A 16,203-nucleotide genomic window follows, 5' to 3' on the forward strand; every position below is an offset into this window, starting at 1 on the left:
TCGCACTTGATTTACCTGAGAACTCAAGAACATCTTCGATCTTATCGGTTACGCTGAAGGCTGTCGCATCTTGCGCTACACTTGTTTTCACATTGTATGTGAAGACTTCATCACGTTTTGCGAGGGTTGCTTCTGCCTTGCCGTTCACATCTTTCTTGATTTCTGGCTCTTCTGGTGTTGGAGGTGTTACTGGGACTTCGTTAGAGTCCTTGTGCACACCTGGTTTGTGTGGGAAGCTTGCGTCGTAAGAAGCCTTATTCGGAATCTGTGTACGGCCGTCTTCCTTCACATATGCGGACAAGTTAGCGCCAGCTTTGATCTTCGCGTCGAATGTTAATTCAACTGCTTGACCGCCATTTGCTTTCACTTGGTCTTCTGTAAGCGTCAAGGTAATCGTTTGACCTTCTACCTTGATTTGACTTGCTTCAAGCGCTTGACCATTCAAGGTCGCACTTGATTTACCTGCAAACTCAAGAACATCTTCGATCTTATCGGTTACGCTGAAGGCTGTCGCATCTTGCGCTACACTTGTTTTCACGTTGTATGTGAAGACTTGGTCGCGTTTGTCAAGAGTTTCAGATTCTTTGCCGTTCACATCTTTCTTGATCTCTGGCTCGTCTGGTGTTGGAGGTGTTACTGGGACTTCGTTAGAGTCCTTGTGATATTTCGGATTGTGATCAATATCATAAGAAGCCTTATTCGGAATCTCTGTCTTACCATCTTTATTCACATAAGCTGATAAGTTGGCATTATCTCTAATCTTAGCCTTGAAATTCACTTCAATGGACTTACCTGCATCTGCTTTTACAGAAGCTTCTGTAAAGGCAACTTTGATGACTTGACCAGAAAGTGTCACTGTCGCCTTCGATCCTGCATCCTCACCATCAAGTTTAACAGTGGCTGAAGCATTCTCACCAACAAATTCTAGAACTTCTTTCAACTCGTCTGTCATCTCAAACACAGTTGCGCTGGCAGGCATTGTTGTTTTCAAAGTATAAGTAAACTCTTCATTACGTTTTGCAAGATCATAACGTTCTGCTCCGTTTACTTCCTTCTTAAGCTCTGGAGTAGTGGTTGGTGGTGGTGTAACGGTAACTGGTTTTGATTCTTTCTTAGAATCAGGATTATCATTAATGATGTAGCTAGCAGTATTTGGTACTACCGGCTTGTCTTTTGATTCATTTGGATAAGCTGCTAAGAGTGCATCAAAGGTAATGCCTTCCTTCACCTTAGCCTTAAATGAAACTTGTACAGCTTTACCAGCATATTGTTTCACTTGCTCTTTACCAAATGTGACCGTCAAACGTTGACCTTCTGTTGTTACAGTGAGGTCTTGAACAGCTTGGCCATCAACAGTGACCGTTGCTTCTCCTTCAAATGCCAATTCTTTGACGATATCATCTGAAATGGTGAAGCTATCTGCCACATGTGGAACCGTTGAGTCAATCGTATACGTAAAGATTTCTGATAACTTACCAAGATCTGCATGTTCCTGACCATTCACCTTCTTCGTGATTGGTGGTGGTGTAACAGTGACCGGCTTGGTTTCTTTCTCACCTTGTTGGTCATTCTTGTTGGTGTAAGTAATCTTAGCTTTGTTCTCAATAGATGGAACAGTTGAGCCTTTCTTCACTTTGGCATGAATCACGAGCTCTACTTCTTGGTTACCGTAGTCACCCGCATTCGCAAAATCTTTCATCGTTGCAGTCACGGTTTGACCTTGAACTGTTACATCGAAGAATTTCGCTGCCGCTCCCTTGATTTCAGCTTGACCTGGAGTCAAGTTCTCATCCAAGGTATCCGTTACAACGAAGGACTTGTACGTTGTAATATCATTTGGCAATTTCGCTTTGATATTATAAGCAAAGTCGGTTTCCGCACCGATTGTTGCCTCTGTCAGTGTTTCGTTGATTTTCTTATCAACACCTGGTTCTGATGGAGGGGTTACGGTGACAGGTTTCGTTTCTTTTTCTCCGCTATGATCGTTCTTATCTGTGAAGCTGAACTTCGCAGTATTTGGAATGTTGATACGAGTCACTCCATCATTGATCTTAGCCGGAATAATCAATTCCACTTCTTGACCAGCAAGGTCTGTAGCGTTCGCAAAGTCCTTCATCGTTGCAGTCACGGTTTGACCCTCAACTGTTACATCGAAGAAGGCGGCAGCTGCTCCTTTGATAACTGGTTTGCTTGAAGTTTCATTGATAACTGACAAATCTCCTTCAAGTGTATCTGTAATCACAAATTTCTTGTAATCTGTAATATCTGTTGGAAGTTTTGTCTTAATGTTGTAGTTATACGCTTGACCTGTCGCGATATCTAAGTGATCAAGAGTTTCATTGATCTTCTTCGTTACAGGAGGTGGCGTTACGGTGACAGGTTTCGATTCAACTTCTTTCTCTACATTATTCTCATTTGTAAAGGAAATAGAAGCCTTGTTTTCAATGGTTGTACCTATCACACCATTTTTAACTTTTGCAGGAATGACTAGTTCAACAGTTGAGTATTTTGCAAGTTCACCAAACTGACCATCCTTCACCGTTGCCGTAATCTCTTGACCATTGGTGTGGATATCAAAGAGGGCCGCTGCAGAACCTTTAATACTTACGTCTCCTGCAAGTTCCAAATTAGCATCCAGTGTATCACGAATCACAAATTTCTTGTAATTAGCAACATCACTTGGTACTGCTGTTGTAATATTGTAGTTGTATGGTTGCCCATCAAACGTTTGGAAGCTATCCAAGTTTTCATTGATTTTCTTATCAATCGTTGGTTCTTTTGGTTTTGGTGGGGTAACCGTTACTTCGTTAGAGGTTTGTTTCACATCGTTCAAGATCACATCCGCTGTATTTGGTACTTTTACTTGACCATCTTTCTTGTATTTAGAAAGATCAGCACCTTTACGGATTTTCGCCTTAAAGGTTAATTCTACATATTGAATGTCTTTCACCTTACGGCGATTCACTTTACGAGTGATTTTTTCAAGATTAGTTTTGTCTAGTGTCAACGAAACGGTTTGACCTGAAACGGTTGTCGCACCTTTCAAATCAGCGTTATCTTTTCCACCGAGTTTTACATTCAAACTATCTGCTTGAACTTCTAACTCTGGAACAACTGTATCTGTCAGCGTAAAGTTGTCCGCAATACCTGGCCATGGAGCAGTCACCTTGTACTCAAAGAGTTCCTCTTCTGCCTTCAAATCTTCATGTTCTTTGTCATTAACCTTCTTCGTAATTTCGGTTACAACTGGAGGTTTCACGTAAACTGGATTTGAACGGCGAATGGTACTTGGTTTGGTATCTGTCTTGGCATGCGCATCTTGGTTTGGTTGATTGTCATCACCATTCCACATGATGTTCCCTTGGTTTAGGAGACCAAATCCATTACTTTCCTGAAGGAGAGCCATGAATTCTTTACTTGATTGATTATTGCGGTATTGTTCTTTCAAACGAACCTTAATGGTCATTTGAGCTTTCTTCAATACCAAGTAATTATAGTTGGATCCTTTAGCAGGAACATCCGCAACCACGACACTTTGAGGGTTGCCTTCTGAATCATCTTGACTAACTACACGAGTGGTCCATTTTTCTCCATTTGGTCCAGTAGCTGAACTTTCAACCACTTCCAAACGGTAGTCAAGTGGGTCTGTCAACATGACGTTCTTTTCAAATTCGTAGGCTACGTTATTGAAGTTGTAATCAAGAGTATAGGTAAACTCCTCTGCCTTGTCTGACAATTGTGCAGAATAGGCTTTTTTCTTTGTCAAACCAAGCGGGTCATCAATTTCTCCCAAATCATTACTCTTATCTGCGTCGGTAATTCTCTTCGTGACACTTGGGTAACAGTACTCGAGTTTTTGAACTTCAACTTCTTCATTACGTCCACCAATCTTACGGGTTGTAAATTCACCTGTCTTGAAGACACCAGTCAATTCAGGGACTGTAATTGTTTCATTCGTTGGTGTGTAATCAGCTGGCGGATCAACTTCATCCTCTTCATTCGTTTCAGGAGCACGAGCTTCCTTACTCAAATCATAGTCGAAATTGTTATCTCCAGGGTTGAAGACACTATCGGGTACATAGATTGTGACATTGTCACCTTCTTGATTGATTCGACCACGAATTTGTTTTGATGGATCTGTGACTTTTTCAACAACTGTTTTACCATTGATTCGAACAGCATCAACCTTATACCCGGGTGTAACAGTGAACTCACCTTTGATGTCTTCCTTGATCAACGCTGCAGCTACCGATTCTAAAATTCGATTTGAGAACTTATCGATATCGCTTTGTTCATTAACATAGAAGGAAACGTTCTTTCCGTTTACAACCTTGTCTGGTGAAGCCATCGATTGAAGAGCATCATGGAAGATTCCTTGAACTGAACGGTTATCACCGATATTCAATGTTTTTCCAAATCCATTCAAATAAGCAGAACCATATTGGAAGTATGGGTCAGTGAACCCTGCCACTCGCTCCCAGAAACCAATAACTACAGAGCCTTCTGATCCAACAGCATTCTTAAGTGTATTTCCTGCCTCTTTTAACTCGTTTGCACGGCTGACAATATCTTGCGCTGCTTCAGGGAAATAGTTTTGACCAAGTCCCCATGCAGGTTGTAGCTTATAAGTTCTGGCATAACTTTTATCCATAACAACATTACCATCTGGGAGACGGTAACCATTGGCCACACCATCCGTTACAAGGAGGAATACTGTCTTACGACCATTTTTCATTTCTCCTTTTTGACTGTTATAAGCAGCAAGAGCATCCGTGATACCAGGAACTGTAGGAGTTCCTCCTCCAACAGTAATATTATCAATAAAGCTATGAATAGATTTTTGATCTGATGTTAAATCACTTGAACTAAACTGATAATGTTTACCAGTGATCCCCTCATTTGTATAGGTATCAATCGCTCCTGTGAAGTCCTCATTATCAAAATATCGAACCTGATCCAATCCTTGATAAGCTGAAACGAAGACGCGGTCAGTCGTATCTGGATCACCTGTACTCACTAAATGTGGGTCAGTTTCATTGTACTGTTCAGGTTTCACATAAGTGGTCAAACGCTTCAAGGCATTCTTAACACTAGGAATAGTCTTTTCAAAGGATCCACTCGCATCTTGAAGGATAACTAAGTCGATCGGTTTACGTGGAACTGTCCACTGTGTTTTTTCTGTTTTCTTTACCTTACGATAACATCCATTCTGGATAATTTCTGTGTTCTCTCCTACTTGTCTTGCAGCCCCTTCATCAGCTGATGCACCTCGAGCAAGGAACAGTCCAGCCAATCCTAATGGCACAGAGAGAAACAGAATCGTAAACAGAATGGAGACCTTTTTAATGAAATCTCTCATAATTTTCTCTGAAATCCTATTGCGATTTCTTCTTCCTCCTTTTTCCGAAATGAATGTATGTTAGTTTAGCAGTTCTTGTAACTCTTTCGAGAAATTTTCAGCAGTGGTATGATTTACTAATACATTCTTTACCTGTTGCTGTTTTGTCACAAGATACATACTTGGTATGGTTTGAACCTGTAAAAGATCGGCTGCGAACTGATCTTCGTCATAATAATACGGGAAAGTATATCCTTTTTCTTTGATATACTGATCAGCAGTTTCCTTTGTTTCTTTTCCTGGTTCGTTCATATTCAGAAGAACAAAATGAATTTGATCTCCATACTTTTCATACATCTGCTGAACAATGGGTAGTTGTTTCTGGCAATGCGGACACCAACTAGCCCATTCGACAACTAATATAGGTTTATCATACAGTTCCGAGATAGCAATCAATTTTCCATCTTGAGAGGTCATTTTAAATTCTGGAAGTTGTTGACCTTTTAAACTCAAAGCTGAATTGTTCTCATCGCTTGAAGTCGATTGCGAAACTGAAGACGTTCCTATATCTCCATCCTTAGTGGGTCTAGTGAAATAAATTAAACCCACCGCTAAAGCTATGATGACTCCTACTGCTAAAAATGGAAGCCACCACTTGTCTTTTTTCATAATATCTCCTTTCTTATAATAGTAAAATATCATGAATAAGTTTCAATTAAATAATATATCAATCTATAAAAACGAGAGCTAAACCTCATTCATGTCAAATGATATTTTATCATTTACTAATTAGTATTTCAAGAAATATGTTGTCAAATTGTAAATTTTTTTAGAATGTTAAAAACCTACTATTTCATACATTAGAGAGATTCTCGAGATAGGATTACGGGAATATTATTCTGAGTTTTTTCAGAATATTATTACTTTTTAATCAATTCAACTAATGATCCATTTTTGCTCAATTCACCATATTATATATACTAAGAATAGTATCAAAATACATTTAAAAAATTGCAATAATAAAAAAGATTATCCAATTAGATAATCTTTTTTATGTTCTTAATACAAATCAAGATAATTATCAACTTCCCATTGTGAAACAAATGTTGCATAGCTGGCCCACTCGATACGTTTCGCTTCAAGGAAGCTAGTGTAGATGTGTTCACCTAGGGCTGCCTTGACCACTTCATCTTCTGTCAAAGCTTTCAAGGCGTTATGAAGAGTTGATGGAAGATCAGTGATTCCAGCTTCCTTACGCTCTTCTGCTGTCATGATGTAGATATTTTCTTCGATAGGAGCTGGTGCTTCGATTTTGTTTTCAATACCATGCAAACCAACTTCCAAAAGAACCGCCATAGCGATGTATGGGTTTGCCATTGGGTCCACTGAACGCAACTCAAGACGAGTTCCCATACCGCGTGAAGCCGGTACGCGCACAAGTGGCGAACGGTTACGACCAGCCCAAGCAATGTAAACAGGCGCTTCATAACCTGGAACCAAACGTTTGTATGAGTTAACCGTTGGGTTCATGATGGCAGTATAGTTGTAAGCATGTTTGATCAAACCACCAAGGAAATGGTAGGCCGTTTCAGACAACTGCATTCCTTTTGGATCATTTGGATCAAAGAAGGCATTATTTCCTTCTGCATCAAACAAGGACATATTACAGTGCATACCTGATCCAGCAATACCAAATTTCGGTTTAGCCATAAAGGTTGCGTAAAGGCCATGTTTGCGAGCAATGGTTTTAACAACAAGCTTAAAGATTTGAATCTTATCGCAAGCACGGAGAACTTCATCGTACTTAAAGTCAATCTCGTGTTGTCCAACCGCAACCTCGTGGTGACTCGCTTCAACTTCAAATCCCATTTTGGTCAAGACATTGACAATCTCACGACGCGTATTGTCTGCAAGGTCAGTAGGGGCCAAGTCGAAGTAGCCACCCTTGTCATTTACCTCAAGAGTTGGATCGCCATTTTCATCCAGCTTAAAGAGGAAGAATTCTGGTTCTGGTCCAAGGTTGAAAGATTTAAATCCTACTTCTTCCATATGACGAAGTGCACGCTTCAGATTACCACGTGGGTCACCTGCAAAGGGTTCGCCTTCTGTTGTATAGACATCACAGATCAAACCTGCAACACTTCCATTTTCATCTCCCCATGGGAAGACTGTCCATGTATCCAAGTCTGGGTACAAGTACATATCTGATTCATTGATACGTACAAAACCTTCAATAGAAGAGCCATCAAACATGGCTTTGTTTGACAAGACCTTATCTAACTGTTCATCTGTAGCAGGAATTTCGACGTTTTTCATGGTTCCCAGAATATCTGAAAACATGAGACGGATAAAGGTAACATTTTTTTCCTTGACTTCACGACGAATATCTGCAGCTGTGATTGGCATGGGTTTTCTCCTTAATATATGACTACTTGCGATTGCCTAACCGCGACCAAAGGGTGACCGTACTGAAGTAAAGCGCCCCTGCTGGAGGAGTTCATTGTGGAGTGCACGACGCACTTCCGTCTGACTCACAGCTTTCTTGGACTTCGCCTCGCGTTCAGCATATTTTTTCTTAATCGCAGCAATATTATGACCTTCAGAGATGTAATCTTTGATTTCAAGCAGACGATCCATGTCATTCAAAGAATACATGCGACGGTTCCCTTCGTTTCGATCAGGTTTGATCAACTCTTGATCTTCATAATAACGAATCTGACGTGCCGAGAGATCGGTCAATTTCATAACACTGCCGATAGGAAAAACAGCCATATTTCGGCGAAATTCTCTTTCCTTCATTTACAATTTCCTTCTTCCTGTCTATTATAGTCTAAAAAAAGACATACGTCAACGAATAATGTCATAAAATGTAACATTATTTTCTTTTTTTCTCCCAAAAGAGTTTCAGTTGCTCAATATCATAATTTACAAGGATTGCGACAAAAACTCCCATAAATGTTTCAAATACGCGCGCAAACACGTACAAAAATGTTTCTCCGCTTGGTATTGATAGGGTAATAATCAACATAGCCGCCACACCACCGATAACTCCTGCCTTGTTGTTCATGGCGACATTTGTCATAATGGTTAACATGGTGCAAATCGGAACAACTAGTAAGGTTACCCAAAAGGCTCCATGAAATAAAGTGTTTAAGAGGAAAAAGACAAGGGCATAAAAACCGCCAATGCTATTTCCTAAGATACGCGAAGTTCCAAAATGGACACTCTTATCAAAGCTCTCTCGTAGACTGAAGACCGCTGTTAGTGCTCCGATTTGAAGGCCCTTCCAGCCAAAAAAACCAAAAATCAAGAGAACTATAAATACTGCAATCCCTGTTTTGAAGGTTCGCATCCCAAGCTTGAACTGTGACTTATCAAATTTATATTTTTTAAAATAACTCATAATCTCAACTTTCTACTACCATTTTAACATAAATTAGTTGATTTTATGAGCCAAAATCAATAGGAAGCGTTTTTAATTCAAGCTACAAGAAAAAGAGGAAACAAAGTTCCTCTTTTCTATTTAACTTTTAGAGCTTACTTGCCTTCGTCTTCTTTACGTTTCAACTGACCAAGTCCTAAAACCCCTACTAAAGCTGCTAGACCAAGATATGGCATGTAGCTTGAATCATTTGTACCTGTTTGAGGTAGAGTAGGGTTACCTTTTGGATTTGGAGTAGGAGTCGTTGGCTCCTCTGGTTTCTTAGGTTCTGGCGTTGTCGTACGAACTGTATTTGAGGCGTAAGCAACTTTGTTCACAGTATTTACATAGGTATTTTCAAAGGTTCCAACAGCAATTCGTTTCATTTGAATATAAGTCTCAGCTTGGAATGGAGAATCCAACTGAATCTCTTGAAGGAATTCTTCCTTGAATCGAATGGTAATCATTCCCTTATCTTGATCATGTTCAACCTGTGTTTCAGCCGTTAAGTCTGTTCCTGCCTTGATAACACGACCGTCTTTCAATCGGATATCAACCTTGGCAAGAACTTTATAGTTTCCAGTGTATTGATCACCTTTTTGGTCATAATCATCTACAAAACTATAGTCATTCAAGTCCTCAGAATGATTTTGTGGAATCAAACCACCGATTAAACGATAATTGAAGTACTGGTTCAACGGAATGGTTTGACCATCAATATTGTCACTGCTTGGATCCATACTGATTGTCACATCTTTTTTAGGTGTGATTTTCGGTACATTGTTGACAACTACTTCTGTAGCATAACCATTTCCAAAATCAATTTGGTAGGCTTTGTTTTCATACTTACCACCCGTTTGACCAAATTCAGGTTTAACTGTCATCGGATCTGTGATGAGCAATGATTTTCCTGCTGCTACATAGTTCTTGTAGAATTCGGCTGGATTATCAGCTGAGAAGAGTTGGAAAGCACCTTTAACAGTGATGTTTGCTTTCTTCAACAGATCTTGAACCTTCTTAGGCGCAGCTTCTAAACTATCAAATTGTTGAACACTGATACCTGATACAAGGTTGCCCTCTAGATCACGGATCTTAACCAATTCTGGTTGAAGGGTTAAGGCTTCTTCTGGATAATCATCCACATAGTAGAAACCATTTTGAATCGCTTCTTTAGAAGATTTATCTCCCTTGTATTGGTCCAAATCCCATGTAAGTTCATAGTAGTTCGTTGAACCAGCTAGAACCTCTTTACCATCAATATTTACACCTTGCTTGTTCTTGTTAACTTTCAAAGGCTTGATGTAGTTGTTATTTGGATTGTCAGGATCATTTGGTTTACCTGGAGTCGTTACACGAACAATGTTTGACTTAACACCGTAGGCGTCGTTGACTGTCAATGTAAAGTTATTTGTATAAGTTGCCCCATCATTCAAGACACGACCAACAACAGTTGGATATAGAGTCTCAAAGGATTTTGTCAAATCTGCATTGAAAGCAGCTAAGGTCTCCTCAGTAGCCTTAAAGGTTACAGTATGACTAGCTTTGTCATAGCTTGTTTCAAAACCTTTGCTTGCAGCCTTGGTTGCTTCCAAATCAAACTGATAGCCAGTTGGAAGTGGATCTACCAATACAAATGAAGTTGTTTTTGGACGACCAGCTGTCAACGCTTCTGTTTTCAACTCAAACTTCACTACAGACTGCTTAGCAACTAGAGTACGATCGATATCTACTCCATCCTCATTTTTAATTTCTTTATTAATCTGAGGTTGTGCAAATAGACGATTGTAATGGAAGTGAACTGTTGGCACCGCTGGTGGTGTTGGCAACTGCTTAGGAGTTGGTGCTACCGGCGGAGTTGGCAATGGATCATAATTTGGCTCTTCTGGTTTTGATGGCTCTGGTTGATCTGGAGTTTTTACCGGTGGAGTTGGCTCATTTTCGTAGCTTGGTGCTACTGGAGCTGGTTCCAATGGTTTCTCTGTCTCATATGTTGGCTCTTCTGGTTTTGATGGCTCCGGTTGATCTGGAGTTTTTACCGGTGGAGTTGGCTCATTTTCGTAGTTTGGTGCTACTGGAGCTGGTTCCAATGGTTTCTCTGTCTCATATGTTGGCTCTTCTGGTTTTGATGGCTCCGGTTGATCTGGAGTTTTTACCGGTGGAGTTGGCTCATTTTCGTAGTTTGGTACTACTGGAGCTGGTTCCAGTGGTTTTTCCACTTCATAAGTTGGAGCTTGTGGTGCAGTTGGTTCTACTGGCGGAGTTGGTTTTTCTTTTGTAATTTTCGGAACGTTAACCGCACGAATCTTACCATTGAGTGAGTACCAGATATTTGGTCTTTTACCTGTATCAACCGCCATAACTGGATCAGAAGGAACTACTAAAGTAGCTGAAATGGCACCGACAGTAACACGGTTAGTTGAACCAGACATGCTAATTGCTCCTGCACCATACCAAGAGTTTGGAGCATCTGATGAATCCCATCCTGAATTAGGCTGGCTATTTTTATACATTGTCCAGCGAGCTCCACCCTGTCCTTGTTTAAAGTTAAGAGTTTCTGTGGCATAAATCTTTCCGTCTTTTTCTCCAACAGATGAACCGGAAATTTTAATAAAGTTACCAGTGTAATCCTTGGCCATCTCAATAGAATTATTTTCTCTATTTAGAGATGCAACTGAAAGAAGGGCATTGTCGAAATTAATTGGTTGGTCATTTTCATCATAGAAGGTAAATTCATTTTTAATGAAAATTGAAGTCCCTTTTTCAACATCACCAGTGTAAGCAGAAGCAAAGACTCCCAAAGTTGGGTCACTAAAGATTCCCAACCAAACTTTTCCACTAGGATTTTTAAATTGAGAAGAAGGATCTACAGTATATTTGTAAACAATCTTCGAAATCTTTTTACCGTTGTAGTATGAATTTTGAAGGTTGGTATAAGTTGCTGTAGCACTTTGTCCACGTTCTAAAAGAACCGATCCCCATTTAACCTCTGTTTTATTCCCTACATTGGTCGTCCAGTCTGATTTGTCTCCAATATTACCATACAATTCCACTGAAGAAGTAGTTGCACCGTTCTCCAAGTTCTTGACATTGAGATTGTCTAACTGAAGATTTTTCTTACCATATTGGTCTGTGTCTTTCTTAAAGGCTTCATCAACTGCTGCTGCAGTGAGAAGTTTTCCTTCTGTTTTGAGGTCAAGTTGGGCATTCGGTTCTAAATCATAAACCAAGCTCTGAGCAGATGGCTTAGATAAGTAACCATCTTGATCTTTATTCTTTTCAAGTTCTACAAGCGCTGCCTTAATTTGGGCCTGCTCATCTTCATAAGCCTTTAATTTAGCTGGATACTCAGCCAACTCTTTTTTATATTTGGCAAGATCTGCTTCATATTTAGCAACTTTAGCTTCGTATTCAGCTTTTGCGGCGGCATTGCGTTGCTTGATTTCGTCATTTTCAGCTTGGAGCGCTGCATTTTTTGCCTTGTTGTCTTCAACTGCCTTCTCGTAAGTTGCTTTTGCATCGGCATTAGCTTTTTGAACGCGAGCTAATTCCGTCTGGTATTCGGCTAGCTTAGCTTGGTAGTCTGCTTCATTGGTAGCATTTGCTCGCTTAACTGCCGCCAAATCTGCTTCGTATTTCTTCACCGCTGCGTCATAAGTCGATTTTGCAGTGGCGTTACGTTGCTTAATCGCTTCATTTTCAGCTTGAATGGCTGTATTTTTAGCTGTGTTTTCTTCAACAGCTTTTTCATAGGCTGCTTTAGCTTCCGCATTAGCTTTTTGTACTCGAGCTAATTCTGTCTGGTAAGCTGCTAATTTTGCTTGATAATCAGCATCATTATCTTCCTTGGCTTTCTTAATAGCTGCAAGGTCTGCTTCATACTGCTTCATCGCCGCTTCATAAGTTGCTTTTGCAGTTTCATTACGCTGTTTAATCGCTTCATTTTCAGCTTTAAGCGCTTCGTTTTTAGCTGTGTTTTCTTTTACTGCTTTATCATAAGCCTCTTTAGCTTCCGCATTAGCTTTTTGTACTCGAGCTAATTCTGTCTGGTAAGCTGAAAGTTTATTTTGATAATCCTGTTGGCTATCTTCATTTGCTTTTTTGACAGTTGCTAAATCTTTTTGATATTGTGCTAGCTTAGCTTCATATTCTGCTTTAGCTGTTGCATTGGCAGTGTTGATTTTCTCAACTTCTTCTTGATGACTTTTTAGATCTTTTTGATACTTGTCATCCGCTGCTTTGTTTTCAGCATTGACTTTATCTGTTTCAGCCTGATGAGCTGCGACTTCTTTTTTATATGCTTCAGTTGTTGTCTTTACTTCTTCAGCCTGTTTAGCATAGTCGCTTTTAATCTCATCTTGTTTTTGAGCATTCTCTGTAGCAGTTGTGGCTGTTCCTTTGTCTTTTGTTTCATCTTGAACTACCTTAACTCCTGCAGATTTTGCATCGGCAACTGTTTTATCCAAATCAGCTGATGATACTTCTACTGGCAAAGCTGAGTCTTTGGAACCAGCCTTAGCTTGGCTTTCTTTGGCAACTTGGCTCATTTCACCCTGAGCTTCAGGTAGATTTGTGGCTGGGTTCCCTGTAGTAGCTACCTCAACCGTACTTGTACTAGTTGTCTCTGTAACTTCATCAGCAAATACTGCTTTGTCTGCAAAAGCAATCAAAGCAGTTCCTAAAACAGCACCACACAAAGTTTTCGCAACTTTGCTTTTACGAAATCCATAGACTTCTTTTTTATTTTTCATTATAAGTCATTTCCTTATCTAAATTTAGTCGTTACTTCTTATACTAGCACTTTACAAGGCAGGGTGCAAATATTTACTCTTTTTTCTTTTTATTTATAGAAAAATTTCACCTATTTATAAATTAAATTAAAAAGAAGATGGTCACACCATCTTCTTTTAGTTAACTATTTATTTTTCAGTCAATGCTGCAAGTCCTGGCAATACTTTACCTTCAAGAAGTTCCATTGATGCTCCACCACCAGTAGAGATCCATGAGAACTTGTCTGCACGACCAAGGTTGATCGCTGCGGCAGCTGAGTCACCACCACCGATGATTGATTTTACGCCAGGTTGTTTCACGATAGCATCCATGACACCGATTGTACCAGCTTGGAAGTCTGGGTTTTCAAATACACCCATTGGTCCGTTCCATACAACTGTTTTGGCACCAGTCAAAGCTTCGTCAAATTTAGCGATAGATTTAGGACCGATGTCCAAACCAAGGAAGCCTGGATCTACTGCTTCACCTTCAGTGTCTTTTACTTCAGTGTAGTCAGCAAATGCGTTTGCTTCTTTTGAGTCAACTGGCAAGATCAATTTGCCGTTTGCTTTTTCAAGTAGAGCTTTAGCAACATCCAATTTGTCTTCTTCTACAAGTGAGTTACCGATTTCGATACCTTGAGCTTTGTAGAATGTGTAAGTCATACCACCACCGATAAGGACTTTATCAGCTTTTTCAAGCAAGTTTTCGATAACACCGATCTTGTCTGAAACTTTTGAACCACCAAGGATAGCCACGAATGGACGTTCTGGAGCTTCAACTGCTTCTTGGATGTAGGCAATTTCGTTTTCAAGAAGGAAACCAGCAACTGCTTTTTCAACGTTTGCTGAGATACCAACATTAGATGCGTGTGCACGGTGAGCTGTACCGAATGCATCGTTTACGAAGATACCATCTCCAAGTGATGCCCAGTATTTACCAAGTTCAGGATCGTTTTTAGATTCTTTCTTGCCATCAACATCTTCGTAACGAGTGTTTTCAACCAAGAGAACTTGTCCATCTTCAAGAGCGTTGATTGCTGCTTCCAATTCAGCACCACGAGTGACACCTGGAAGGAAAGCAACGTCTTGACCCAATTTAGCAGCCAAGTCAGCAGCTACAGGAGCAAGTGATTTACCAGCCTTGTCTGCTTCTTCTTTTACACGGCCAAGGTGAGAGAAGAGGATAGCACGTCCACCTTGTTCAAGGATGTACTTGATAGTTGGAAGAGCTGCAGTGATACGGTTGTCATTGGTAATCACGCCATCTTTAACAGGTACGTTGAAGTCAACACGAACGAGAACTTTTTTCCCTTTCAAGTCAACGTCTTTAACAGTCAATTTTGCCATTAGATATGACTCCTTCTTTTTTTATACGTGTTAATTATATCACAAAATCCGCAAAAGAGATAGAAAAACCCTAAACTTTTCTTGTTCATTCTTCTATTTATTAACCTAAAAACCTAGGATTGCAGTTCGGGAAATAGCAATTTTCACATAATTCGGTTGGAATAATTTAGGCAAATTCTTGATTGATCTGCCTAATTACTTCTATACCATTCTTTTTCTAACACTTTAATCCTTAATATTCTAAACTCTACAGTCCTTCTTTTTGAATTGCTAGGTTTCTTATTATACAATATAACTAAAATAGTTTCTTTAGTTTGTGCTATTTGAGATTAAAAGAAGGGGAATTGCTACCATGAAATTAGAAAGACTAATCTATATTTTACTGTCTCTTTTAAATAAGAAGAGGATAACAGCTAAAGAGATTGCAGAGAGGTTTGAAATATCTACTCGAACTGTATATAGGGACATGGATACACTCAGTTTAGCGGGAATCCCAATCTATTCGGAACGTGGAGATAAGGGAGGTTTCTATATACCAAGCGACTATAAGATAGACAGAAACTTTTTCACTGAGGAAGAGAGACAGTTTATCATTAATATGAGCCAAAATGTTAGTAAAATCGTTGGTCATTCAAGTCTTGACAGTATCGAACACAAGCTGTCTTCTCAAGAAATTACAATAGCAAACAGTCCTTTTTACTTTGATCTCAGTTCCTGGACTCTTAATACAAATTATTTACTAGACATTGAGGAAGCGATACAAACTGAACAGATGATTTCTTTTTCTTACTATTCGAAAAAACAGGAGAAAAGTCAGCGAACAATTATCCCATACAGATTGATCTATAAACTGAATGCTTGGTATGTTATCGGTTACTGCTTAGAAAAATTAGATTTTCGTATTTTTAAATTAACTCGAATTCGTGAACTAGAACTAGTGGAGATAAAAGATAAACCATTCGATTATCCACGTTTATCTCAAGAAAAGTTAGAGCTTTTTTTAAATCCCCCCAAAAGTAAAGTGGAGGGGCAAAGAGAAGAAATCGAACTAGTTTTTACAAGATTTGCACTTCCAAAAATCTACGATCACTTCACGGAAGAAGAAATCAGAGTCGAGGACGAAATAATAAAAGTTCAGACATTTAGAGCTTTAACTCCTTCTTTTTTTGATTTACTATTAAGTTTTGGTTATCAAGTAAAGGTCGTATCTCCAAGTCACTTACAAACTCTACTAGTCAGTACTCTCAAAAAAAATCTTCAGCAATATGACAACCTGTAGTCATATTTCCTTTTGTATACTCTTAAGTGGGCAAAATATTTCGTGATAT

The 16,203-nt window shown here is 39.5% G+C and carries 8 protein-coding genes; 1 reads left to right on the top strand and 7 read right to left on the bottom strand.

Annotated features, from left to right (window positions below):
- The 7 genes from AXF18_RS01510 to pgk all read right to left on the bottom strand — a co-directional run.
- Window positions 1–5,359, bottom strand: a 5,359-nt coding sequence (locus tag AXF18_RS01510; protein WP_157090882.1) for an isopeptide-forming domain-containing fimbrial protein, incomplete at its 3' end; no start/stop codon positions are given.
- Between the two features lie 60 nt (window positions 5,360–5,419).
- Window positions 5,420–6,007, bottom strand: a complete 588-nt coding sequence (locus tag AXF18_RS01515) for a TlpA disulfide reductase family protein (protein ID WP_063641737.1) — start codon at window positions 6,005–6,007, stop codon at window positions 5,420–5,422.
- A gap of 390 nt (window positions 6,008–6,397) precedes the next feature.
- Window positions 6,398–7,744, bottom strand: coding sequence for a type I glutamate--ammonia ligase (gene glnA / locus AXF18_RS01520; RefSeq protein ID WP_001122885.1), 1,347 nt, complete (start codon window positions 7,742–7,744; stop codon window positions 6,398–6,400).
- A 36-nt stretch (window positions 7,745–7,780) separates the two neighbouring features.
- Complete coding sequence (glnR, locus tag AXF18_RS01525; RefSeq protein WP_065371382.1) at window positions 7,781–8,137, bottom strand: transcriptional repressor GlnR; 357 nt, start codon at window positions 8,135–8,137, stop codon at window positions 7,781–7,783.
- A gap of 76 nt (window positions 8,138–8,213) precedes the next feature.
- Window positions 8,214–8,741, bottom strand: a complete 528-nt coding sequence (locus AXF18_RS01530; RefSeq protein WP_000119887.1) for an aromatic acid exporter family protein — start codon at window positions 8,739–8,741, stop codon at window positions 8,214–8,216.
- 134 nt (window positions 8,742–8,875) lie between these two features.
- Complete coding sequence (locus AXF18_RS01535) at window positions 8,876–13,507, bottom strand: antigen I/II family LPXTG-anchored adhesin (RefSeq protein ID WP_065371383.1); 4,632 nt, start codon at window positions 13,505–13,507, stop codon at window positions 8,876–8,878.
- A gap of 168 nt (window positions 13,508–13,675) precedes the next feature.
- Window positions 13,676–14,875, bottom strand: coding sequence for a phosphoglycerate kinase (gene pgk / locus AXF18_RS01540; protein WP_001096763.1), 1,200 nt, complete (start codon window positions 14,873–14,875; stop codon window positions 13,676–13,678).
- Window positions 14,876–15,227: 352 nt separating this feature from the next.
- On the opposite strand from pgk, the gene AXF18_RS01545 reads away from it, so the two are divergent.
- Window positions 15,228–16,154 (top strand): YafY family protein, encoded by a 927-nt coding sequence (locus tag AXF18_RS01545; RefSeq protein ID WP_065371384.1) that lies wholly within the window; start codon window positions 15,228–15,230, stop codon window positions 16,152–16,154.
- Window positions 16,155–16,203: the final 49 nt, after the last annotated feature.

Origin of the sequence: Streptococcus sp. oral taxon 064 (genome assembly GCF_001683375.1) — a bacterium.
Classification (GTDB): Bacteria; Bacillota; Bacilli; order Lactobacillales; family Streptococcaceae; genus Streptococcus; species Streptococcus oralis_S.

Coding starts and splice junctions, on each gene's coding strand:
- AXF18_RS01515 (WP_063641737.1), bottom strand. CDS start 6,007: ATGAAAAAAGACAAGTGGTGGCTTCCATTTTTAGCAGTAGGAGTCATC.
- glnA (WP_001122885.1), bottom strand. CDS start 7,744: ATGCCAATCACAGCTGCAGATATTCGTCGTGAAGTCAAGGAAAAAAAT.
- glnR (WP_065371382.1), bottom strand. CDS start 8,137: ATGAAGGAAAGAGAATTTCGCCGAAATATGGCTGTTTTTCCTATCGGC.
- AXF18_RS01530 (WP_000119887.1), bottom strand. CDS start 8,741: ATGAGTTATTTTAAAAAATATAAATTTGATAAGTCACAGTTCAAGCTT.
- AXF18_RS01535 (WP_065371383.1), bottom strand. CDS start 13,507: ATGAAAAATAAAAAAGAAGTCTATGGATTTCGTAAAAGCAAAGTTGCG.
- pgk (WP_001096763.1), bottom strand. CDS start 14,875: ATGGCAAAATTGACTGTTAAAGACGTTGACTTGAAAGGGAAAAAAGTT.
- AXF18_RS01545 (WP_065371384.1), top strand. CDS start 15,228: ATGAAATTAGAAAGACTAATCTATATTTTACTGTCTCTTTTAAATAAG.